This window comes from Micromonospora sp. C95 (genome assembly GCF_018070465.1).
GTDB lineage: Bacteria > Actinomycetota > Actinomycetes > Mycobacteriales > Micromonosporaceae > Micromonospora.
The window spans coordinates 121,607-140,570 of sequence record NZ_JAGPXT010000008.1; the positions used below are offsets into that span (position 1 = coordinate 121,607).

The 18,964-nt window shown below is 70.8% G+C and carries 24 protein-coding genes; 10 read left to right on the top strand and 14 right to left on the bottom strand.

Features of this window, described 5'->3' with window-relative positions; all coding sequences use genetic code 11:
* Positions 1-45: 45 nt before the first annotated feature.
* The 7 genes from KBX00_RS29265 to KBX00_RS12405 form a co-directional block, all read right to left on the bottom strand.
* The gene (locus KBX00_RS29265) at positions 46-849 is read right to left on the bottom strand and encodes a SigE family RNA polymerase sigma factor (RefSeq protein ID WP_307868532.1); all 804 of its coding nucleotides are present in this window, start codon (positions 847-849) and stop codon (positions 46-48) included.
* Positions 850-949: 100 nt separating this feature from the next.
* On the bottom strand, positions 950-1,825 hold the full coding sequence (locus KBX00_RS12380; protein WP_210826379.1) for a PH domain-containing protein: 876 nt from the start codon (positions 1,823-1,825) through the stop codon (positions 950-952).
* A gap of 6 nt (positions 1,826-1,831) precedes the next feature.
* Positions 1,832-1,990, bottom strand: coding sequence for a hypothetical protein (locus KBX00_RS12385; RefSeq protein WP_007455302.1), 159 nt, complete (start codon positions 1,988-1,990; stop codon positions 1,832-1,834).
* Between the two features lie 116 nt (positions 1,991-2,106).
* Positions 2,107-2,859, bottom strand: coding sequence for a DUF6758 family protein (locus tag KBX00_RS12390; RefSeq protein WP_374225294.1), 753 nt, complete (start codon positions 2,857-2,859; stop codon positions 2,107-2,109).
* Positions 2,860-2,946: 87 nt separating this feature from the next.
* Positions 2,947-3,588 (bottom strand): RNA methyltransferase, encoded by a 642-nt coding sequence (locus KBX00_RS12395; protein WP_210826381.1) that lies wholly within the window; start codon positions 3,586-3,588, stop codon positions 2,947-2,949.
* A 125-nt stretch (positions 3,589-3,713) separates the two neighbouring features.
* Positions 3,714-4,181: a hypothetical protein gene (locus tag KBX00_RS12400; protein WP_210826384.1), complete on the bottom strand. Its 468-nt coding sequence runs from the start codon at positions 4,179-4,181 to the stop codon at positions 3,714-3,716.
* A 152-nt stretch (positions 4,182-4,333) separates the two neighbouring features.
* On the bottom strand, positions 4,334-4,849 hold the full coding sequence (locus KBX00_RS12405; protein ID WP_210826385.1) for a MaoC family dehydratase: 516 nt from the start codon (positions 4,847-4,849) through the stop codon (positions 4,334-4,336).
* A 587-nt stretch (positions 4,850-5,436) separates the two neighbouring features.
* Between KBX00_RS12405 and trxA the strand changes: the two genes are divergently transcribed.
* The 3 genes from trxA to KBX00_RS12420 all read left to right on the top strand — a co-directional run bounded on the left by trxA (position 5,437) and on the right by KBX00_RS12420 (position 7,329).
* Positions 5,437-5,802, top strand: coding sequence for a thioredoxin (trxA, locus tag KBX00_RS12410; RefSeq protein WP_210826387.1), 366 nt, complete (start codon positions 5,437-5,439; stop codon positions 5,800-5,802).
* Positions 5,803-5,986: 184 nt separating this feature from the next.
* Positions 5,987-6,427 (top strand): hypothetical protein, encoded by a 441-nt coding sequence (locus KBX00_RS12415; protein ID WP_210826389.1) that lies wholly within the window; start codon positions 5,987-5,989, stop codon positions 6,425-6,427.
* Positions 6,424-7,329: an HTTM domain-containing protein gene (locus KBX00_RS12420; protein ID WP_301547806.1), complete on the top strand. Its 906-nt coding sequence runs from the start codon at positions 6,424-6,426 to the stop codon at positions 7,327-7,329. Before KBX00_RS12415 ends, KBX00_RS12420 begins: the two co-directional genes overlap by 4 nt.
* Positions 7,330-7,386: 57 nt before the next feature.
* Here KBX00_RS12420 and KBX00_RS12425 read toward each other — a convergent pair whose 3' ends face one another.
* Positions 7,387-7,785 carry a thiol-disulfide oxidoreductase DCC family protein gene (locus tag KBX00_RS12425; RefSeq protein ID WP_210826391.1) on the bottom strand — a complete coding sequence of 133 codons (399 nt, stop codon included), beginning with the start codon at positions 7,783-7,785 and terminating at the stop codon, positions 7,387-7,389.
* Between the two features lie 92 nt (positions 7,786-7,877).
* On the opposite strand from KBX00_RS12425, the gene KBX00_RS12430 reads away from it, so the two are divergent.
* Positions 7,878-8,918, top strand: coding sequence for an Rv2578c family radical SAM protein (locus KBX00_RS12430; RefSeq protein WP_210826632.1), 1,041 nt, complete (start codon positions 7,878-7,880; stop codon positions 8,916-8,918).
* Between the two features lie 78 nt (positions 8,919-8,996).
* The gene (locus KBX00_RS12435; RefSeq protein ID WP_210826393.1) at positions 8,997-9,404 is read left to right on the top strand and encodes a CoA-binding protein; all 408 of its coding nucleotides are present in this window, start codon (positions 8,997-8,999) and stop codon (positions 9,402-9,404) included.
* A gap of 4 nt (positions 9,405-9,408) precedes the next feature.
* Here the strand turns inward: KBX00_RS12435 and KBX00_RS12440 are convergent, their stop codons facing one another.
* Complete coding sequence (locus tag KBX00_RS12440) at positions 9,409-10,605, bottom strand: acyl-CoA dehydrogenase family protein (RefSeq protein WP_210826395.1); 1,197 nt, start codon at positions 10,603-10,605, stop codon at positions 9,409-9,411.
* 185 nt (positions 10,606-10,790) lie between these two features.
* Between KBX00_RS12440 and KBX00_RS12445 the strand changes: the two genes are divergently transcribed.
* A complete protein-coding gene (locus KBX00_RS12445) occupies positions 10,791-11,264 on the top strand; it encodes a DUF4190 domain-containing protein (RefSeq protein ID WP_210826397.1) in 474 nt (157 codons plus the stop codon).
* A gap of 6 nt (positions 11,265-11,270) precedes the next feature.
* On the opposite strand, the gene KBX00_RS12450 is transcribed toward KBX00_RS12445, so the two are convergent.
* On the bottom strand, positions 11,271-12,176 hold the full coding sequence (locus KBX00_RS12450) for an SDR family NAD(P)-dependent oxidoreductase (RefSeq protein ID WP_210826399.1): 906 nt from the start codon (positions 12,174-12,176) through the stop codon (positions 11,271-11,273).
* A 122-nt stretch (positions 12,177-12,298) separates the two neighbouring features.
* Between KBX00_RS12450 and KBX00_RS12455 the strand changes: the two genes are divergently transcribed.
* On the top strand, positions 12,299-12,844 hold the full coding sequence (locus KBX00_RS12455) for a DUF4190 domain-containing protein (protein ID WP_210826402.1): 546 nt from the start codon (positions 12,299-12,301) through the stop codon (positions 12,842-12,844).
* Between the two features lie 54 nt (positions 12,845-12,898).
* Here the strand turns inward: KBX00_RS12455 and KBX00_RS12460 are convergent, their stop codons facing one another.
* Positions 12,899-13,855 (bottom strand): CoA ester lyase, encoded by a 957-nt coding sequence (locus KBX00_RS12460; RefSeq protein WP_210826404.1) that lies wholly within the window; start codon positions 13,853-13,855, stop codon positions 12,899-12,901.
* Between the two features lie 110 nt (positions 13,856-13,965).
* Between KBX00_RS12460 and KBX00_RS12465 the strand changes: the two genes are divergently transcribed.
* Both KBX00_RS12465 and KBX00_RS12470 read left to right on the top strand, forming a co-directional pair.
* A complete protein-coding gene (locus KBX00_RS12465) occupies positions 13,966-14,790 on the top strand; it encodes an SDR family NAD(P)-dependent oxidoreductase (RefSeq protein WP_210826633.1) in 825 nt (274 codons plus the stop codon).
* A 141-nt stretch (positions 14,791-14,931) separates the two neighbouring features.
* The gene (locus KBX00_RS12470) at positions 14,932-15,651 is read left to right on the top strand and encodes a GNAT family N-acetyltransferase (protein WP_210826406.1); all 720 of its coding nucleotides are present in this window, start codon (positions 14,932-14,934) and stop codon (positions 15,649-15,651) included.
* A 15-nt stretch (positions 15,652-15,666) separates the two neighbouring features.
* Here the strand turns inward: KBX00_RS12470 and KBX00_RS12475 are convergent, their stop codons facing one another.
* Positions 15,667-16,593, bottom strand: coding sequence for a DMT family transporter (locus tag KBX00_RS12475; protein ID WP_210826634.1), 927 nt, complete (start codon positions 16,591-16,593; stop codon positions 15,667-15,669).
* Positions 16,594-16,738: 145 nt separating this feature from the next.
* Between KBX00_RS12475 and KBX00_RS12480 the strand changes: the two genes are divergently transcribed.
* On the top strand, positions 16,739-17,449 hold the full coding sequence (locus tag KBX00_RS12480) for an HAD family hydrolase (protein WP_210826408.1): 711 nt from the start codon (positions 16,739-16,741) through the stop codon (positions 17,447-17,449).
* A 45-nt stretch (positions 17,450-17,494) separates the two neighbouring features.
* Here KBX00_RS12480 and KBX00_RS12485 read toward each other — a convergent pair whose 3' ends face one another.
* Together KBX00_RS12485 and KBX00_RS12490 are read right to left on the bottom strand one after the other, a co-directional pair.
* The gene (locus tag KBX00_RS12485; protein WP_210826636.1) at positions 17,495-17,959 is read right to left on the bottom strand and encodes a hypothetical protein; all 465 of its coding nucleotides are present in this window, start codon (positions 17,957-17,959) and stop codon (positions 17,495-17,497) included.
* An 82-nt stretch (positions 17,960-18,041) separates the two neighbouring features.
* Positions 18,042-18,911 (bottom strand): PhzF family phenazine biosynthesis protein, encoded by an 870-nt coding sequence (locus tag KBX00_RS12490; protein ID WP_210826410.1) that lies wholly within the window; start codon positions 18,909-18,911, stop codon positions 18,042-18,044.
* Positions 18,912-18,964 lie beyond the last annotated feature (53 nt).

Consider the following 18,964-nt stretch of genomic DNA (forward strand, 5'->3'; position numbering starts at 1 on the left):
GATCCGGGAACCGGCTCTGGTTGTCATGAGCTGCCGGTCTCCGATTCACCGTCGCTCTCCGACCAGCGCGCCGGGCTGCGCTGCCGCCGGTCCGGGTGTCGTCGCCGGGCCGTCACGCCCGTCGGTCCCGGCCGAGGCGGGTGTGCCGCCCGAGGAGATCCTGTCCGGGGAGGCCGTCGGACCGCCGGGTCCGCCGCCACTGGCCGGGACCACCCCGGCGGTGGGGTTGCCATCCGGCCGGCGCCGGGCGGCCGGCACGGGCCGGCCAGCGCCCTCCGGTTGCGGATTTCCGGGCCCGGTCCGGTTGGCCGACTGCTCGGCTGGCTCCGGCCTGCCGGTACGCCGGCCGAAGGGTTCCTCCGCGCCGATCCGTCGACGCAGCGTGGCGAGTGCGCGGGAGGTCTGACTCTTCACGGTGCCTGGCGAGATCTCGAGCATGGCGGCGGTCTGTGCCTCCGACATGTCCTCGTAGAAGCGCAGCACCAGCACCGCGCGCTGCCGGGCGGGCAGTGCCCTCAGGTGCCGCCAGAGCAGGTCCCGGTCCAACTGGCGTTCGAGTTCGTCCGTGGCGGCCTGTTCGGGTAGCACCTCGGTCGGACGCTCACCGTGCCAGCGACGCCGCCACCAACTCGTCGAGGTGTTGACCATGACACGTCGGGCGTAGGGCTCGATCGCCTCGATCCCGCCCAACCGCTTCCACGCCAGGTACGTCTTGGTCAGCGCGGTCTGGAGAAGATCCTCGGCCGTGCCCCAGTCCCCGGTGAGCAGGTACGCAGTTCGCAGCAGGGCACCGGAGCGGGCCGCGACGAAGTCGCGGAACTCCTCCTCCAGCGCGTTGCTGCTGGCCACACACCACCTCCGTGCCTGATCCTGCCGCAGCCTGCCACAGCGTAACCAGCGGGTCGAGGACGAAAGGTGCGCAATATCTCCGATGTTCGGTCGGGAGTTTTCAGGCTCCGTCGTCGGCCTTGGCCTCGTCCTGCTCCTTGCCCAACCGGGCCTCGACCGCCTGCGGCTCGTACATCTCCTCGACGACGCGCAGATAGAGCTCGTTGGGGTTGGGCAGGTTCTTGACCTCGCGCAGCGCCTGCTCCTGACCGGCGGACTCCAGCACGAAGGTGCCGTAGTTGAGTGCCCGGCCCGCCGGTGTCTGCTCGTACTTCATGTCCGTCACCCGGACCAGGGGCATCATCGCCACCCGCCGGGTGATGATCCCGTTGACCACCATGACCCGCTTGTTGGTCAGGATGAAGCGGTCATACCACCAGTCGGCGACCCGCCACGCCACCCAGCCCATCACCGCGAACCAGAGCAGCACCGCGATCGTGGTGAGCGCGCCGACGTCCTGACCGGCGAGGAAGCCGGAGAGGTAGCCGAGCACGAAGGTCGCCGCGACGCCGACGATGATCGGGGTGGCGAGGTGGACCCAGTGCCGCTTCCACTCACCCCGGTACCGCTCGGTCGGGAACAGGTATCGGGCCACCAACGAGCTGGGTTCGTCCTCCAGTGGCAGCACCCGGCGTGGGGTGGCACCGCTGGCATCGGCGCGCAGGCCGGCCAGTTCCTCCTCGGAGATCTCCGGGTGGAGGTATCCGGCCTCCGGATCGCGTGCCCAGGCCCGACCCGACCGGCCTTCGCCGGCGTACCCCGGGCCGGCGCCGTAGCCAGCGTCGTCGGAGAAGGACGGACCGTCGGAGAGACGAGCGCCGGCGCCGTAGCCCGGCCCGTCGTCGGGATCGATTCGAGGAATCGGCTCGGTGTCGCGTTCCCGGCGGGCCCGATCGGGATCGTCGGGATCGAAGGGTGGGCCGGAGGGGCTTCCCATCGGAGGCTAGGCGACCAGTGAGGTGAAGAAGTCGCCGAAGCCTTGGGCGATGTCCATGATGCCGCCACCCAGCGACTTGAACACGTCCGCGGCGGAATTTGGCCGGTAGGCGACGAAGAAGATCAAGAATGCGATTCCGGCCCAGGTGAGGACCTTCTTGACCATGGCGGGCCATCCTCTCGCGCGGCGCCGGGTCCCATTACCGCAGCGGCACCCAGAGTATCAGCGTGGTGTCTTACCGTGAATATCTGCGTCCGTTCTCCGACATTCCGGGAGACTTGTCAAGCCTTCCCGTGCAGGTACGGAGATGGAGCGCCGTACACGAGCTCGGACGGCGTCCACTCGACCAGGTCGTGCAGCAGCACGTCCTCCGCGAGCAGATGCCCCGCACTCGCCGGCCAGGCTATCGCATAGAGCCACATTCCCCGAGCCTCGCCGGCGTACGCGCTTCGATCTGGCAGCGAGTTGACCAGCCACAGTGGAGTCGGGTGACCGGCCACCCTGATCCCGGCGCGTCCGACATGGCCGGGATGCCCTGGACCGGGGTCGGTCAGCGCCTCGACCAGTTCCGGTCCGGCATCCGGCCCGGGCACCCCGGCGTATCGCGTGCCCAGACCAACGCCGGGCTCCTCGGCCACGAAGACCAGGTCCGCCGGCCCACCGCCCAACGGGGCGGGCCCGGCGCAGGCGACCGCCGTGGCGCGCACCCCGAGCCGGTCGTCGCCGGCCCACGCCACGCCGGTGGTGGTCCAACCCGGAGGCAGCGGCCACGGACACCACAGCGGAACCGGCGGCTGCTGCGGCTGGGCGGCGGCCTGGATATGTTCCACCACGCTGGCCACGATCTCGGCACCGATGTGCTCGGGCACGTGCAGAGGCGCGACCGGTCCGCAGTCGGGGCAGCGGGATTCCGGATGCATGAGATCCGGTGCCCGGACCGACCCGCCGCATCTGGGACAACTCACCGCAACCGTCACCACCCCACCGTCACCCCACAACCGCCCCCCGTCAACCCGAGCCCCCACATTCCCCACCAACCCGAGCCCCCACCCCCAGGTCAAACTGCGCGATCATGAAGTTGTCACCTCGCCCCTCGGCGTGTCGCGACAACAACTTCATGATCAACGGCAGCGGTGCCGGTCAGGTGGGGGCGGGCCGGCGTGGGTGCGGATCCAGGCGTGCATCGCGATACCGCTCGCCACCCCGGCGTTGATCGAGCGGGTCGAGCCGTACTGGGCGATGGAGAAGATCTGGTCGCACGCCGAGTGGGCGGCCTCGGATAGCCCCGGACCCTCCTGACCGAACAACAGGACACACCGCCGCGGCAGCGTGGTGGTCTCCAGTGGCCGGCAGCCGGGCAGATTGTCGATCCCGACCAGCGGCAGGTCGTGCTCTGCCGCCCAGGCGACCAGCTGATCGATCGTCTCGTGGTGGCGGACATGCTGGTAGCGGTCGGTGACCATGGCGCCGCGGCGGTTCCAGCGCCGCCGGCCCACGATGTGCACCTCGGCCGCGAGGAACGCGTTGGCGTTTCGGACCACCGTGCCGATGTTGAGATCGTGCTGCCAGTTCTCGATCGCCACGTGGAAGTCGTGCCGCCGCCGGTCCAGGTCGGCGACGACCGCCTCACGTCGCCAGTAGCGATAGCGGTCGACCACGTTGCGCCGGTCCCCCGCGGCGAGCAGTTCCGGGTCGTAGCGGGGATCCTCCGGCAGATCCCCGGGCCAGGGCCCCACGCCGACGTCGAGCTGCTCACCGGTCACGGTCACGCAGGTTACGCCCCGCCGCCCGGCCGACCCCCCACCGCCCGACCACCACGAGCCACGCGGACCGCCGTCACCGGCGACCGCCGGGCGACCGCACCGGTCAGCGCAGGCGCGGGTAGCGGTCAGCGCAGGGCGAGGGCGCCGCCGAGCCGGTCGAGGAAACGGCGGTCGGCGGGTGCCAGCACGCCGCCGGACACCGCCGAGGACGCGGTACGACAGACGCGGGCGGCCACCGACTGCACCCACTGCCGGTAGGCCGCCGAGTCGGCAGGATCGGTATGCCGATCCAGTACCCGCACGACGGCCCGACAGGCGGCGAGCACGTCCACCAGATCGGTGAGTGGCACCGCTGGCGGGGACGGTCCGTCGTGCCGGGCGTAGATCGCGGCCACCACCGCCCGGACCAGATCGCTGTCGAAGGCTCGTCCGGCCGCCACCGCGTCCAGTCCGGCCAGACCCGCCGCCACGCTCCGGTGCGGACGTCCCGGGCCGGGCTGGGCAGCGGCCACGATCACCCGTCCGGGCAGACTGGTGAGCAGGTCCCACTCGGTGGCGGAATAGGCGGTGGCGGTGGTGATTCGCTCACTCATGGCGGGACCTCCGGCGCCAGCATATGCGCCCGAACCGGAGACCGAACCCCTACAGCGGGAACCCGCCGCAGCGCGCCGCCACGCCCCCGCCGACGGCGGTCGACCGGTCGCGACGCGCGTCCGTCCCCGGGACGTCACCACCCTGGTACGGGTCAGCGCGGCTCGGGGAAGCTGGGCCGCTCGGGGTCGACACCGTCGGGCACGGCCGCCGCCGCGTACGCCCGCTTGGGGACCATCACCTTGCGCCGGAAGACGCAGACCAGCGTGCCGTCCTGGTTGTAGCCGCGGGTCTCCACCGCCACCACGCCACGATCCGGCTTGGAGGCGGACTCCCGCTTGTCCAGCACGGTGGTCTCGCCATAGATCGTGTCGCCGTGGAAGGTGGGCGCGACGTGCCGCAGCGACTCGATCTCCAGGTTCGCGATGGCCTTGCCACTGACGTCGGGCACCGACATGCCGAGCAGGAGCGAGTAGATGTAGTTGCCGACCACGACGTTGCGCTTGAACTGACTTGCCGTCTCTGCGTAGTGCGCATCCAGGTGCAGCGGATGATGGTTCATGGTGAGCAGGCAGAACAGGTGGTCGTCGTACTCGGTGACCGTCTTGCCCGGCCAGTGCCGGTAGACCGCGCCGACCTCGAACTCCTCGTAGTAGCGGCCGAACTGCATCCTGGTCTCCCTCGACGGAGGCGGCGGAGTTCGGCACAGCATGCCTTATCGAGGGTTAAGGTGAGCCGCAGGGCGCGACGGGCGTCGGAATCCCCACATCGACCGACACCGGAGCCCCCGTACGGGTGGCGCCGGCGCGGGTCGGCCGAGGCCGGACGCAATGAGCGGCGGGGCCCTCCCCGGCACCCGCCGCCCACGCTCTGATGCTTCAAGATTCTGCCGTACACCCGTCCGGTCGCACAGAGACCGAGGTCACATTTATCTTTTTGTTACATTACTCTGAGTGACAGATCATCCGTCAAAAGGCGATCTCCGCAGGTCGAATCACTGCTAGTCAGCGCCAAAGTTACCGCTTCGTACCCGGTCAGAGCGTTGATCTCATTGGAAACGCTCCCATTACGGGCGGTCACGCAAATGCGACATGCAAGTGCGATCTGCGGACGCCCGTGGAGACCGACGGCGATCGATGTGGACAAAGGCCCCATCCGGACTGCGACCAGGGTTACGGTGGCACCACGACGGGAATGCGAAGGGGTAAGCCCGGGTTCCACCAGACGTAGCTGTTCCGCGTGATCGGAGAGACTCACATGGCAACCGTCGAGCTGACCACGGCTAACTTCGACCAGGTGACGACCGAGGGCAACGGCATCGTGCTGGTTGACTTCTGGGCCGACTGGTGCGGTCCCTGCAAGCGGTTCGCTCCGGTCTACGAGCGATCGTCCGACAAGCACGCGGACATCACCTTTGGCAAGGTCGACACCGAGGCGCAGCAGGAACTCGCCGCCAAGTTCGACATCCGGTCCATCCCGACCATCATGGCGATCCGCGACGGCGTGATCGTCTTCGCTCAGCCGGGTGCGCTGCCGGAGTCGGCCCTGGAAAACCTGATCGAGCAGGTTCAGGCGCTCGACATGGACGACGTGCGCAAGAAGCTCGCCGAGCACAAGCACTGACCTCACTCGGCACGCCGGCCGGGCCCGCGGTCCCGGGCCCGGCCATCGGCGTCTGCGACACCCGACCCGACGGCGGTGGTGGTGCCGGCGGAGAGCGCGATCGCCACCAGGCCAGTCACAGCTGGGACACGGCCCGCTGATCCGCCCACTCCAACTGACGCCGGTGCCGTATCTTCGGCATTCCATGGATGCGTTGACGAGCCGCGGCCGTACGGTCCGGGTGGCGGTGACGGCACTCGGCCTCGCCGTCCTGCTCGCCGGCACGGCCTGGGGGGTGGACGACCACTTCCCGTTCGGCCCCTTCCGGATGTACTCCACCTCCGATCCGGCCGACGCGGACGCCCCGGACACCCGCGTGGAGGGGGTCGACCGCAACGGCGACCTCGTCGACCTGGGCGAGGCAGCGACCGGCATCCGCCGGGCCGAGATCGAAGGCCAGCAGAGTCGGTACGTCGCCGATCCCAGCCGGTTGCGCGAGGTCGCCGAGGCGTACGACCGGCGCCATCCCGACGCACCGGAACTGGCCGAGGTCCGCATCATCATCCGGTGGCACGACATCACCGACCGTCGGCCCACCGGCCGGTGGGCCGATGAGACCGTCGTCCGCTGGCAGGTCACCCGATGAGTCGCTGGCTCACCGAAGCGGTGCCGCGCGGTCGGGTTGCCGCGTTCCGCACGCTGGTCTACCTGTTCGTCGCCGCCGATCTGGTCATCTTCACCCCCTGGGTGCGCGACCGCGTGGACGTGCCCGGCAACCTCTACCAACCGCTCTTCGTCGGGCGCGTACTGCCGCTACCGACCCCCACCGCGACGTTGGTGAGCGTGGTCTTCTGGGCCCTGCTGCTGCTGGCCCTGCTCGCCGCGACCGGACGGGCTCACCGGCTGCTCGGCTGGACGGTCTTCGCGCTCTACCTGGAGTGGATGATCATCGCGATGAGCTACGGCAAGGTGGACCACGACCGGTTCGCCCTGCTCGTCGCACTGGCCGTGCTGCCCACCGCCGGCCGAGCCCGACACGGCGACCCGACCAGAACAGAGGCCGGCGGTTGGGCACTGCGGGTCACCCAGATCTCGGTGATCTGCACCTACTTCCTGGCCGCCTGGGCGAAGTTCCGCTTCGGCGGTCTGGACTGGGCGACCGGCTCGGTGCTCGCCAAGGCGATCATCCGACGCGGCACCGACCTGGCGGACCTGATCGCGCAGGTGCCCCACCTGCTGCTCGTGGCCCAGTTCGGCATCCTCGCCTTCGAACTACTCAGCCCACTGGTCTTCGCGCTGCCGGAGCGCTGGCGGTTGGCCATGGTCGGCTTCTTCTATTCGTTCCACCTGGTGACGATCGCGACGATCACCATCTCGTTCGCACCGCACCTGGTCGCCATGACCAGCTTCCTGCCGCTGGAGAAGGTCCGCCCGGTGATCGCGCTGCGACGGCTACTCGCCCGCAGGTCCACGCTCGACCGGCGAAGGCTCGATCCGGACCCGCTGCCGGCCGACACCCCGCCGGTGCCGAATCCAGCAGCGCCCTGACCGACCCACGATCCCGTCCGCCGAACGACCCGGAGCGGGCAGGCTCCGTGCGAGGTGTCAGCCGGCGGAGGGGCCGTAGAGGCGGTCCCGGGTCTCCTGGGGCAGCGAGCAGGCGGCCGTACCGCCGGGCATCCGGTGCCGGTTGCGGGCCACCCAGCGGTACACCGGCCAGGCGGCGGCGCGTACCGGCGGGATCCGTAGCCCGGCCCCGGCGATCCGCCACCCACGGCCGCTACTGGCCAGCAGCGCGGCGATGGCGTCCGGGCCGGCAGCCCGGCTGCCATCGGCACCGACCCACTGCACCGCCTCCTCGCACTCCGCCTCGGTCAGATCGAGCCGGTCGAGGTCGGCGAACTGCCACGGCACCACCCGGGCACCGGTCGGGATGCGGCGCTCGATGAACTCCGCGCAGCGGGTGCAGAAGGCGCAGTCCCCGTCGTAGACGAAGGTCGACATGCCCTCATCCTGCCCCCAGCGTCGGTTACCCCACACCCGAGTGTCCGGCGAGTCACTTGCACGCTCATAGCACATATGTTCGAATAGTGGCCATGCGCTGGGACAACCTCACCGCTCCCCCGGTCGAGGGAGATCCCGGACGGGCAGCGCCAGCGACGCCACCCCTGCCGCTGGCGCTGCCCGATGCGGTCGTACGCACCTTCGACACCCCCGAGTTCGCCGGCATGACCTTCTACGAGGTGCGCGCCAAGTCGATCCTCAACAAGGTTCCGGGCACCTCCCGCGTCCCGTTCGAGTGGACCGTCAACCCGTACCGGGGATGCAGTCATGCATGTTTTTACTGTTTTGCCCGAAATACTCACACCTACCTTGACTTCGACGCCGGGGCGGACTTCGACAGCCGGGTGGTCGTCAAGGTCAACGCGGGTGAGCTGCTGCGCCGCGAGCTGGCCGCACCGCGCTGGCGCGGCGCACACGTGGCGATGGGCACGAACGTCGACTGCTACCAGCGGGCCGAAGGGCGTTACCGGCTCATGCCGCCGATCATCGAGGCGCTGCGGGACTTCGCCAACCCGTTCTCGATCCTGACCAAGGGCACCCTGATCCAGCGTGACCTCCCGCTGCTGCGACAGGCGGCCGAGGTCACCCGGGTGAGCGTCTCCTTCTCGGTCGGCTTCGTCGACGAGCGACTGTGGCGCTCGGTCGAGCCCGGCACGCCGAGCCCACGCCGGCGGCTCGACGCGGTACGCCGGTTCGTCGACGCCGGCTTCGAAGTGGGCGTACTGATGGCGCCGATCCTGCCCGGCCTCTCCGACACTGACGAGTCCATCGAGGCCACCGTCGCCGCGATCGCCGCCGCAGGCGCGGCCAACGTGACGCCGCTCGCGCTGCACCTGCGCCCCGGTGCCCGCGAGTGGTACGCGCGGTGGCTCGGGCGGGAACATCCCCGGCTGGTGCCGCGCTACCGGGAGCTGTTCCGGGCGGGCGCGTACGCGCCGCAGTCCTACCAGCGAGAGCTGACCGCTCGGGTCCGCATCGCCGCCCGCCGGCACGGACTGACCCCGCCCGGGGCGGGTGAGCACCGGGACGCGCCGCGGCCCGCGCCAGCGCCGGAGCAGCTCAGCCTGCTCTGAACGGGGGCGGGCGAGGCTGGGCCGTTCCCGGAAGGTCGATCTGGGGCAGCCTGACGACGACAGGGCTACAGTCGGCGGGTGCGTACCGCCCAGGAGATCCTCGCCGACGCCAAGGTGATCGCCGTCGTCGGCGCGTCCCGCGATCCGTTCAAGGCTGCCCACCGCGTGCCGCTGGAGATGCAGCGGCACGGCTGGCGCATCATCCCGGTCAACCCGACCGCCGACGAACTCTTCGGCGAGCCGGTGTACCGGTCCCTGGCCGACATCCCGCACCCGGTCGACCTGGTCGACGTGTTCCGGCCGGCCGACGACGCCGCCGAAGTGGTGCGGCAGGCGGCGGCGATCGGCGCCCCGGCGGTGTGGTTGCAGCTCGGCATCGTCTCGCCGCAGGCCCGGCGGATCGCCGAGGAGGCCGGCATCGACTACGTCGAGGATCGCTGCCTGGTCGTGGAGCGGGCCGCCGCCGGGCTGACCCGCCGGCACTGACTGCTCAGAGCTTGTACTCGCGGAGCAGGCCGCGGGAGATGATCGTCTTCTGGATCTCCGAGGTGCCCTCGCCGATCAGCAGGAACGGTGCCTCCCGCATCAGCCGCTCGATCTCGTACTCCTTGGAGTAGCCGTAGCCGCCGTGGATGCGGAACGCCTCCTGGACGACCTCGGCGCAGTACTCCGAGGCGAGCAGCTTCGCCATCCCCGCCTCGACGTCGTTGCGCTGGCCGGCGTCCTTGAGCCGGGCCGCGTTGACCATCAGGGCGTGCGCCGCCTCGATCTTCGTACCCATCTCGGCCAGCTTGAAGGCGATGGCCTGGTGCTTCGCGAGCGGCTGGCCGAAGGTGCGGCGCTGCTGGGCGTACCCGACGGCCAGCTCGAAGGCCCGGATGGAGATGCCGCAGGCACGGGCGGCGACGTTGACCCGGCCCACCTCGATGCCGTCCATCATCTGGTAGAAGCCCCGGCCTAACTGGTCGGCACCGCCGAGGACGGCGCTGGCGGGGACGGTGACGCCGTCGAGCACCATCTCGGTGGTCTCGACGCCCTTGTAGCCCATCTTGTCGATCTTGCCGGGGATAGTCAGGCCCGGTGCGGTCTCACCGAAGCCGGGCTCCTTCTCCAGCAGGAAGGTGCTCATGTTGCCGTAGACCGAGTCGGCGCCGGTCTCGGTCCGCACCAGGGTGGCCACCACCGACGAGTACGCGCCGTTGGTCAGCCACATCTTCTGGCCGTCGATGACGAAGCGGTCGCCGTCGCGGACCGCCTTCGACCTGATCGCCGAGACGTCGGAACCACACTCCGGTTCCGACATCGAGAAGGCACCGCGTACCTCGCCGGTGGCCATCCTCGGCAGCAGCCGGGCCCGCTGTTCGGCGGAGCCGTGCTGGGAGATCAGGTACGCCACGATGAAGTGCGTGTTGACGATGCCGGAAATCGACATCCAGCCCCGGGAGAGTTCCTCCACCACGAGCGCGTAGGTCAGCAGGGACTCGCCGAGACCGCCGTGCTCCTCGGCGATGGTGAGCCCGAACAGGCCCATCTCCTTCATTCCGTCGAGAATGTCGGCCGGGTACTCGTCGGCGTGCTCCAGGCGCTGCGCGTGCGGGATGATCTCCTTGTCGGCGAACTCCCGGACGGTCTCCAGGATCGCCCGCTGCTCGTCGGTCAGGCCGGGCGTCTGGGCGAGTCGAGCCATCTCTGCCTCCGAGGATTCAGCGCCTACTCACTGGTAACTAAACGCTCGATCAGTATCGGTCGCCCGACCCGGGACGGCCAAGGTGACCAGTCCCCACAACCGCTGTGAAAAGGTTCACCGCTGCGGGTAGCGTCCGGCAATGAGGGCCCCGCCTGTCAGGGACGTAGGGACCGTAGGAGGAGAGCGTGGGCCAACCACCGGAGCCGGACCAGCCACCGTCGCCCTACGAGCCACCGCCGGGCGGGCAGCAGCCGCAGTACGGCCAACCGTACGGCCAACAGGGCGGTCAGCCGGCGTACGGGCAGCCGTCGTACGAGCACCCGGGCCAGCCGCCGCACGGCCAGCAGTGGGGTCAGCAACCGCCGTACGCCCCACAGGTGCCCTACGGGCAGTACGGACCGCCGGCCGGCCAGGGCGGTGGACGCGGCACCAACGTGCTGGCCGTCCTGTCGCTGGTCTTCGCCTTCGTCTTCGCACCCGCCGGCATTGCCCTCGGCCACCTGGCCAAGCGGCAACTGCGCACCAGTGGCGAGGACGGCGAGCAGCTCGCCACCTGGGGCCTGATCCTCAGCTACATCTTCACCGGCCTGTTCCTGCTGGCCTGCTGCGGCTGGTTGGCGCTGGCGATCTGGGCCGGCTCCGACGGCACCAGCACCTGAGGCCGTTCAGCGGAACTGGGCCTCCCGGACGCTGTTGCCGCCGTCGACCACCAACATCTGCCCGGTGATGTAGGACGCGGCCGGCGAGCAGAGGAACGTGATCGCCGCAGCCACCTCGTCGGGTGTGCCGGGGCGCCCCACCGGGGTACCCAGACCCTGCTTGATCTCGGCCATGGTCGAGGCGGCGGTGTAGATGGTGCCCGGAGCCACCGCGTTGACCGTCACCCCGTCGGCGATCATCTCCATGGCCAGCGCCCGGGTCAGGCCCACCACACCTGCCTTGGCCGCCGCGTACGCCGCCTCGGTGGGCAGCGCGTTGACCGGACCGGCGGTGGCGGCCAGATTCACGATCCGGCCCCAACCGCGCTCGGCCATGCCGCCGATGAACGCCCGGCTGCACAGGAAAGCGGTGGTCAGGTTGCGGTCGATCTCGCCCCGCCACTCGTCGTAGCTGAGCTGCGCGACCGGGCGCAGCACCTCCGGGCTGGCCCGGCTGGCCAGACCGGCGTTGTTGACCAGCACCTCGACATCGCCGAGCTGCTCGGTCACGGCGTCGGCCAGCGCGCCCACCTCCGACTCGTCGGTGAGGTCGGCGACGAAACCGGTCACCCCGAGTTCGCCGGCCCGCTCGTGGATGCGCCGGGTGGTCGACACGATCGCCACCCGGGCGCCCAGGTCGGACAGTCGGCGGGCGGTGGCGTACCCGATGCCGTCCGGGCTGCCCGCCCCCGTCACCAGCGCGACCTTGCCGTCCAACCGCATGGTCACCGGCTCGGGCAATGGTGCCGGTGCGTCCTGGTCGCCGGGCTCCGGTGCCGCGGCAGGGCGTGGCCGCCGGCTCAGGCCGGGCCGGCTGACGTCCCGTCTCGGTCTGTTGCCGGAACGGTCCGCCGCGCGCGCGTCAATCCCCATGCCGAGATCCTGCCCTTTCCCGCCGCTGTCGGGCAACGCGCACCCGGTGCCGGGCGCGTCGCGAGGTGCGCGGCAGTGACTACCCTGACTGCGCCACATCATCGCGACGGAAGAGAAGCCCGATGACGCAACCCCCGCCGGCCGGCGGCTGGCCCGACCCCGCATCGACCGGCCAGCCGTCCAGCCCGCCCGCCGACCCGACGCTGCCGGTCAGCTCGCAGCCGGCTGTTCCACCGCAGCCGTCCGGATACGATCCGTACCAGCCGCCGGCCGACCCGTACGCCGGGATGACGTCGGGCCCGGCCGCCGCGCCGTATCCGCCCCCCGGATACCCGCCGGCCCAGCCCGCCGGTTACCCGCCGGCCGCACCCGGCTACGGCTACCCGCAGCCGGGGTACGGCTATCCGCAGCAGAAGACGAACTCGATGGCGATCGTCGCCCTGGTGCTCTCCCTGATCGGGATCGGCTCGTGCATCACCGCCCCGGTCGGCGCCATCATGGGGCACGTGGCCATGCGCCAGATCCGGGAGACCGGCGAGAGCGGCGAGGGGATGGCCAAGGCCGCCATCATCGTCGGTTGGATCCTCACCGGCCTGCTCGCCCTGGTGATCGTCGGTTACGCCATCGCGATCGCCTTCGCCATCGCGAACTCGTCCTCCACCACCTGAGCAGTGACGCCCGCCCCGGCCGAGGTCGGGGCGGGCGCTGGGTGATCGCTGCGGTTACTCGGCCGGCGGGCTGAACGTCGACGTGCGCGTCATGCCCGCAGCCCGGCCCTTGGCGGCGATCACCAGCGCCATCTTGCGGGACGCCTCGTCGATCATCTCGTCGCCGAGCATCACCGCACCCAGCCGGCCACCGGCCTCCGAGGTGTAGTGCTGGTACGCGTCGAGGATCAGTTCGGCGTGGTCGTAGTCGGCCTGGGCCGGCGAGTAGACCTCGTTCGCGGCATCGATCTGCCCGGGATGCAGTACCCACTTGCCGTCGAAGCCGAGCGCCGCCGACCGCTTCGCCACCTCGCGGAACCCGTCGGTGTCCCGGATCTGCAGGAACGGGCCGTCGATGGCCTGCTTGTCGTGCATCCGAGCGGCCATCAGGATGCGCATCAGGATGTAGTGGTACGGGTCGCCCGGGTAGTCGGGGATGAGGCTGCCGACCACAAGCGACTTCATGTTGATCGAGGCCATGAAGTCGGCCGGACCGAAGATGATCGTTTCGACGCGGGCCGACGCGGCGGCGATGGCGTCGACGTTGACCAGGCCGGCGGCGTTCTCGATCTGCGCCTCGATGCCGATCCGACCAACCTCCAGGCCGAGGGTCTTCTCCAGTTGGGTGAGGGTCAGGTCCAGCCACTGCACCTGCGCCGCGTTCTGCACCTTCGGCAGCATCACGCAGTCGAGGTTGGCTCCCGCACCCTCCACCACGTCGATGACGTCCCGGTAGGTCCACGGGGTGGTGAGGTCGTTGACCCGGACGACCCGGGTCTTGCCGGCCCAGTCGCCCTCGTTCAGTGCGGCCACGATGTTCTTCCGGGCGTCCGGCTTGGCCAGTGGGGCGACCGCGTCCTCCAGGTCGAGGAAGACCTGGTCGGCGGGAAGACCCTGGGCCTTGCCGAGCATCTTGACGCTCGATCCGGGCACGGCCAGACAGGACCGACGGGGACGCCCGACAACGGCCATCGACGGCGCTCCTTCCGGGGCGCGGCCGCTCCGCCGCCCCTGACTTAACGATCTCAAAGGTGTTTGTGACGCCACGGTAACCTCGTGCCGTGACCGCGGTGAATGGACCTGTGGAAGATGTCACTGACCGTCGACTGGTCGTGATCACCGGAGCCAGTTCCGGCATCGGGTTGGCCGCGGCCACCAACCTGGCCTGTCGAGGCGACCGGGTGGTGCTGGTCGGCCGGGATCCGGCCCGACTGCGGGCCGCCGCCGACGAGGTACGCGAGGCCTCCGGGGAGCGGCCCGAGGTGTTCCGCGCCGACTTCGCCGTCCTCGACGACGTTCGGCAGCTGGCCGAGCGGCTGCGCGCCGGGTACGACCGGATCGACGTGCTGGCCAACAACGCCGGCGCGATCGTGCTCCAGCCGGTCACCACCGTCGACGGTTTCGAGCTGTCGGTCCAGGCCAACCACCTGTCCCCCTTTCTGCTCAGCAACCTGCTGGCCGACCGGGTGCGCCGCATGGTGGTGACCGCCTCCGGCGCGCACCGCAGCGGTGCGCTCGATCCGGACGACCTGAACGCGTCGCTGCGCCGCTACCGCCCGATGTCCGCGTACGGCACCAGTAAGCAGGCGAACATCCTGTTCACCGCCGAGGCGGCCCGGAGATGGCCGCACGTCGACTCGTACTGCTTCCATCCCGGAGTGGTCCGGACCCGGTTCGGCAACGACAGCCGGGTGGTCGCCCTGGGCATGCGTCTGCTGCCGTTCCGCAGTCCGGTCAAGGGCGCCCAGACGCTGGTCTGGCTCGCCAACCAGGACCGGTCCCGGTTGATCGGCGGCGCTTACTACTTCGACTGCCGGCCACGCCGCCCGTGGCCCAAGGCGGCCGACCCGCGGCTCGCCGCGCGACTCTGGGCGGCCAGCGCCACCGCCGTCGGCATCCCGCACTGACGGCACGGACCGACCGGATCGCTCCGGCCCGGCCCGCATCGGGCGGCACCGCCTCGCGGTTCAGCACGGTCACCTGGTGTCCGCTGCGGGCCAGGCGCAACCGGGTCGCCAGAGTCGGCAAACATTGCGATACTCCGCGCCATGACCGTCGGCGAGGGCGTCAACCTGCAGGTGCTGGACAAGGACGAGGAGTTGGCCGCCCGGCTCGACGCCGAGCTGACCGCCTTCAACCAGCGAGCCACCGGTGCCGCCGACGAGGCGGCGCTGTCCGTCCGGGTCACCGACTCCGACGGCGAACTGGTGGCCGGGCTGACCGGTTGGAGCTGGGGCAGCTGCGCCGGGATCAACATGGTCTGGGTCCGTGCGGATCGCCGCGGCGAAGGCTGGGGCGGCCGGCTGCTCGCGGCGGCCGAGCAGGAGGCCCGACGACGCGGCTGCACCGAGATCTCGGTGGCCTCGTTCTCGTTCCAGGCACCGGGCTTCTACCGCCGGCACGGCTACCTCGACACCGGTCGCCGGGAGGGCATCCCGGGTGGTCACGTCGACCACCAGTTCTGGAAGTCGCTGGTCACCGACCCGGCCGCCGCGGTGCGCCTGGTCGCGCTGGTGGAGCTGCCCGACGGCGCGATCGAGGCCGGGCAGCGGTACGAGGACACCGTGCTGGCGCTGCTGCCACGCCACGGCGGACGGCTGGAACGACGGCTGCGAACCGGTGACGGGGTTGCCGAGGTGCACGTCATCCGCTTCGACACCCGGGCCGGCTACGCGGCGTTCCTGGCCGATCCGGAGCGGGCCGCGCTGCGCGCGACACTTGGCGAGGCCGCGCCGCAGACCCGGGTGCTGGAGGTGCAGGAGGCGTGACCGGTGAGGTCGGCGTCAGTCGCGGACCGGGGCGGCGTCCGCCGGCACCGCCGTACTGACCCGGGCCGTACGCCGGGCCGTGCGGGCGCTGGACAACACCACCACGGCCACCCCGACCAGCAGCAGCGACAGGCCGGGCAGGGTCACCGGGTCGGGCAGCTGACCCAGCCACGCCCAGCCGATCAGCGCCGCACCGGGTGCCTCCAGCAAGATCAGGACGCTCACCGTGGTGGCCGAGACCCGTCGCAGCGCGTAGCTGAACATCGAGTGACCGAGCAGCTGCGCCCCGCCGACCAGGGCGAGCACGGCCAGCCAGGTGCCGGTGTCGAATCCGCTGAGCGGCACCCGGCCGACGAGACAGACCACCAGCAGGATCAGGCCACACACGCCGTAGCAGATGGTGGTGTAGGTGGCGTTGCTGACGGTGACCCGGGCACGCTCACCCAGCGCGGTGTACACCGCCGCGAACAGACCACCGGCCAGCGCCAGCAGATCGCCGGTGAAGGCCTGACCCGAGACCGTGAAGTCGGCGCCGGTCGCCAGCGCCGCCCCGACCACGGCCACCCCGATGCCGGCCCAGACACCCACCGGCAACCGGCGGCCCTGCGCTCGGGCGATCAGCCCCTGCCAGACCGGCTGGGTGGCCACCAGCGCCGTTGCCGCAGCCACCGAGGTGAGCTTCGCACTCGGCATCCAGGCGGCGAAATGCGCCGCCAGCGCCACTCCGGAGAGCACGCAGAACATGCCCTCGCGGCGGCCCGAGCCGCTGGTCACGAAGCGGAACTCGGACCGCCGGCGGGTGAGCGCGAACGGACTCAGTACGGCGACGGCCAGCACATTGCGCCAGAAGGCGACCGCCAGGGCGGGTGCGGCGGCGAACGCGATGAGCGGCGCGGACGACGAGACGGCGAAGACGGCGACGGCCAGTGCCGCACCGGTCATCAGGTCGAGCGGCGGACGATGGGGTTCGGTGGCCACGAGGTGCAATCTTCACACGCCGCACGGGCACCACTTTCCGTCAACGTTCGGTTACGATCATGCGCGTCCTCACCCCAGGGCTCCTTCCGTCCGCCCGGAGGCGGTTCCCATGCCCACGTTCCGGGCGGTGCTGTTCGACTTCTTCGGCACGTTGACCCGTCCGGTTCAGCGGGGCGAAGGTCACCTCAGCACCGCCGAACTGCTCGGCTGCCCGCCGGACACCTTTGTCGAGGTGCTCGACCGCAGTTTCTACGAGCGCGCCAGCGGGCGCTTCGGCACGGTCGAGGCGACCCTGCGCTGGGTGTGTGAACAGGCCGGCGTACACCCTTCGGTGGCGGCGTTGCGAGCTGCCGCCGCTGCCCGACACCAGGCCGTACGCGCGGACACCCGGTTGCGGGACGAGGCCGTGCCGACCCTGCGGGCGCTGCGGCGGCGGGGCTTACGGACCGGCGTGATCAGTGACTGCACCCACGAACTGCCGACGTTCCTGCCGGAGTTGGCGATCGCCCCGCTGCTCGACGTCCGGGTGTTCTCCGTGCAGGTGGGGCGATGCAAGCCGGACGCGAGCCTCTACCTGGCCGCCTGTGCCCGGCTGGGCCTGCCACCGGCAGACTGTCTCTACGTCGGCGACGGCGGTAGCCAGGAGCTGACCGGTGCGCAGCGCGCCGGCCTGAGCGCGGTCCGGCTCGCTGCGCCCGACCTCACCGACCACCTAGTGTTCAACCTCGACGCCGACTGGGCCGGCCGGACCCTGGAGTCCCTCTACGAGGTGGTCGACCTGGTCGACGAGACCCCCAGCCCGGTCGGCGCACCCGCGTAGCCACGCGGGCACCCGGGGTGGCTGCGGCGGCTCGCAGGAGGTGGATCAGCGCCGCCGGACGCGGTGCAGCCGGAACGGCCGGCGGGTGGCCCGCACCGCCGGCGTCGGCCGGGGCCGCTCGGCCAGCGAACCGGCTGGCAGCTCGGCGCCGTGCGCCGGCTGGCCGATCGGCGCGAGCCGCACCAGGGCACAGCCGTCGGCGGCCCAGCGGGCGACGAGTTCCGTGGTCGGCCCGGGCGCGTTGAGCCGTTTGGCCGCCACCAACGGGGCGAGCGTGTCCCACTGCTCGGTGCCGGATGCGACCCGGCTGACCCGCGCCGACCAGGTGACGATCCGGCCACCGTGATCACCGCGCTGCGTCACCTCGGCCTCGTCCGCCTCGGCCAGGCCCGGCGCGGACTGTTCCCCGGGGCCGCTGACCACGAACAGCGCGGCCTCCAGGGGCACGCACCACAGGGCCAGCGGCGGGCCGCCGGCCACCGCGACCCAGGCCACCGAGGCCTTCTTCATCGCCTCGTCGACCAGGGGGTGGTTTTCACGCTCGTCGGTCACCGCGGCATCCTCTCGTATCCGGGCCAGTCCGCGTCGGCCGTCAGCCGACGAACGGCGGGACGAGAATCTCTCCCCGCGCCACCGGCATCACCTGACCTGCGACGCTCGTGCCCACCGCCACGCCACCGGCGGCGGTCACGGTGCAGGCCAGTGAGGCCGGTCGACCCATCTCGACACCCTGCCGGACGGTGTACGACGATCGTCCCTCGCCGGGCAACAGGCCGCTGGCGACCAGCCACACCCCGAGACCGAGGGCTGCCGAACCGGTCGCCGGATCCTCGGGTACGCCGAGTCCGGGGACGAAGACCCGAGCGTGCGCAGTTTGGGTCGCGGAGTTCCAGGAGAAAACGCTCACATGTTCGATGCCGTACCGCCCGGCCGCCACCGGGTTCACCTGGGCCCGGGCGAGGGCGTCGGGGCGTACCGGCAGGAACGGGAACTCCAGGCCGCAGCCGGCGACCCGGGGCGCCGGACCGAGGTGGTCCGCAGCGCCGAGCCCGGCCATCTCCAGCAGCGGCTCCGGCTCCAGTTCGGGCCCGAGGGTGGGACTGCCGCCGGTCAGGGTGGCGGCACCGTCGCTCACCTCGAGCGGCAGCACACCGGCACCGCACTCCTGGTTGACCTGCCCGGTCGGGAACAGGCCCCGGCGAGCGGCGGTGACCGCGGCGCCGACGCTGGGGTGACCGGCGAACGGCAACTCATCGATCGGCGTGAATATCCGAGCCCGGTAGGTGGCACCGACCTGGGTGGCGGGCAGCACGAAGACCGTCTCCGAGAGGTTGAACTCGCGCGCCAGAGCCTGCATCTGGTCGGTCGCCAGCCCGTCGGCACCGAAGACCACCGCGAGCGGGTTCCCGGCGTACGGACGGTCGGTGAAGACGTCCACGATCTCGTAAGCCAAGGTCGACATGTTGATAGACACTAGGCCCTCAGGGCGTATGCCCGGGTCACTGCCCGGCCGTG

Coding starts and splice junctions, on each gene's coding strand:
- KBX00_RS12420 (WP_301547806.1), top strand. CDS start 6,424: ATGAGTCGCTGGCTCACCGAAGCGGTGCCGCGCGGTCGGGTTGCCGCG.
- KBX00_RS12480 (WP_210826408.1), top strand. CDS start 16,739: ATGCCCACGTTCCGGGCGGTGCTGTTCGACTTCTTCGGCACGTTGACC.
- KBX00_RS12460 (WP_210826404.1), bottom strand. CDS start 13,855: ATGGCCGTTGTCGGGCGTCCCCGTCGGTCCTGTCTGGCCGTGCCCGGA.
- KBX00_RS12450 (WP_210826399.1), bottom strand. CDS start 12,176: ATGGGGATTGACGCGCGCGCGGCGGACCGTTCCGGCAACAGACCGAGA.
- KBX00_RS12455 (WP_210826402.1), top strand. CDS start 12,299: ATGACGCAACCCCCGCCGGCCGGCGGCTGGCCCGACCCCGCATCGACC.
- KBX00_RS12380 (WP_210826379.1), bottom strand. CDS start 1,825: ATGGGAAGCCCCTCCGGCCCACCCTTCGATCCCGACGATCCCGATCGG.
- KBX00_RS12440 (WP_210826395.1), bottom strand. CDS start 10,605: ATGGCTCGACTCGCCCAGACGCCCGGCCTGACCGACGAGCAGCGGGCG.
- KBX00_RS12430 (WP_210826632.1), top strand. CDS start 7,878: ATGCGCTGGGACAACCTCACCGCTCCCCCGGTCGAGGGAGATCCCGGA.
- KBX00_RS12405 (WP_210826385.1), bottom strand. CDS start 4,849: ATGCAGTTCGGCCGCTACTACGAGGAGTTCGAGGTCGGCGCGGTCTAC.
- KBX00_RS12490 (WP_210826410.1), bottom strand. CDS start 18,911: ATGTCGACCTTGGCTTACGAGATCGTGGACGTCTTCACCGACCGTCCG.
- trxA (WP_210826387.1), top strand. CDS start 5,437: ATGGCAACCGTCGAGCTGACCACGGCTAACTTCGACCAGGTGACGACC.
- KBX00_RS12385 (WP_007455302.1), bottom strand. CDS start 1,990: ATGGTCAAGAAGGTCCTCACCTGGGCCGGAATCGCATTCTTGATCTTC.
- KBX00_RS12415 (WP_210826389.1), top strand. CDS start 5,987: ATGGATGCGTTGACGAGCCGCGGCCGTACGGTCCGGGTGGCGGTGACG.
- KBX00_RS12485 (WP_210826636.1), bottom strand. CDS start 17,959: ATGAAGAAGGCCTCGGTGGCCTGGGTCGCGGTGGCCGGCGGCCCGCCG.
- KBX00_RS12400 (WP_210826384.1), bottom strand. CDS start 4,181: ATGAGTGAGCGAATCACCACCGCCACCGCCTATTCCGCCACCGAGTGG.
- KBX00_RS12475 (WP_210826634.1), bottom strand. CDS start 16,593: ATGACCGGTGCGGCACTGGCCGTCGCCGTCTTCGCCGTCTCGTCGTCC.
- KBX00_RS12470 (WP_210826406.1), top strand. CDS start 14,932: ATGACCGTCGGCGAGGGCGTCAACCTGCAGGTGCTGGACAAGGACGAG.
- KBX00_RS12425 (WP_210826391.1), bottom strand. CDS start 7,785: ATGTCGACCTTCGTCTACGACGGGGACTGCGCCTTCTGCACCCGCTGC.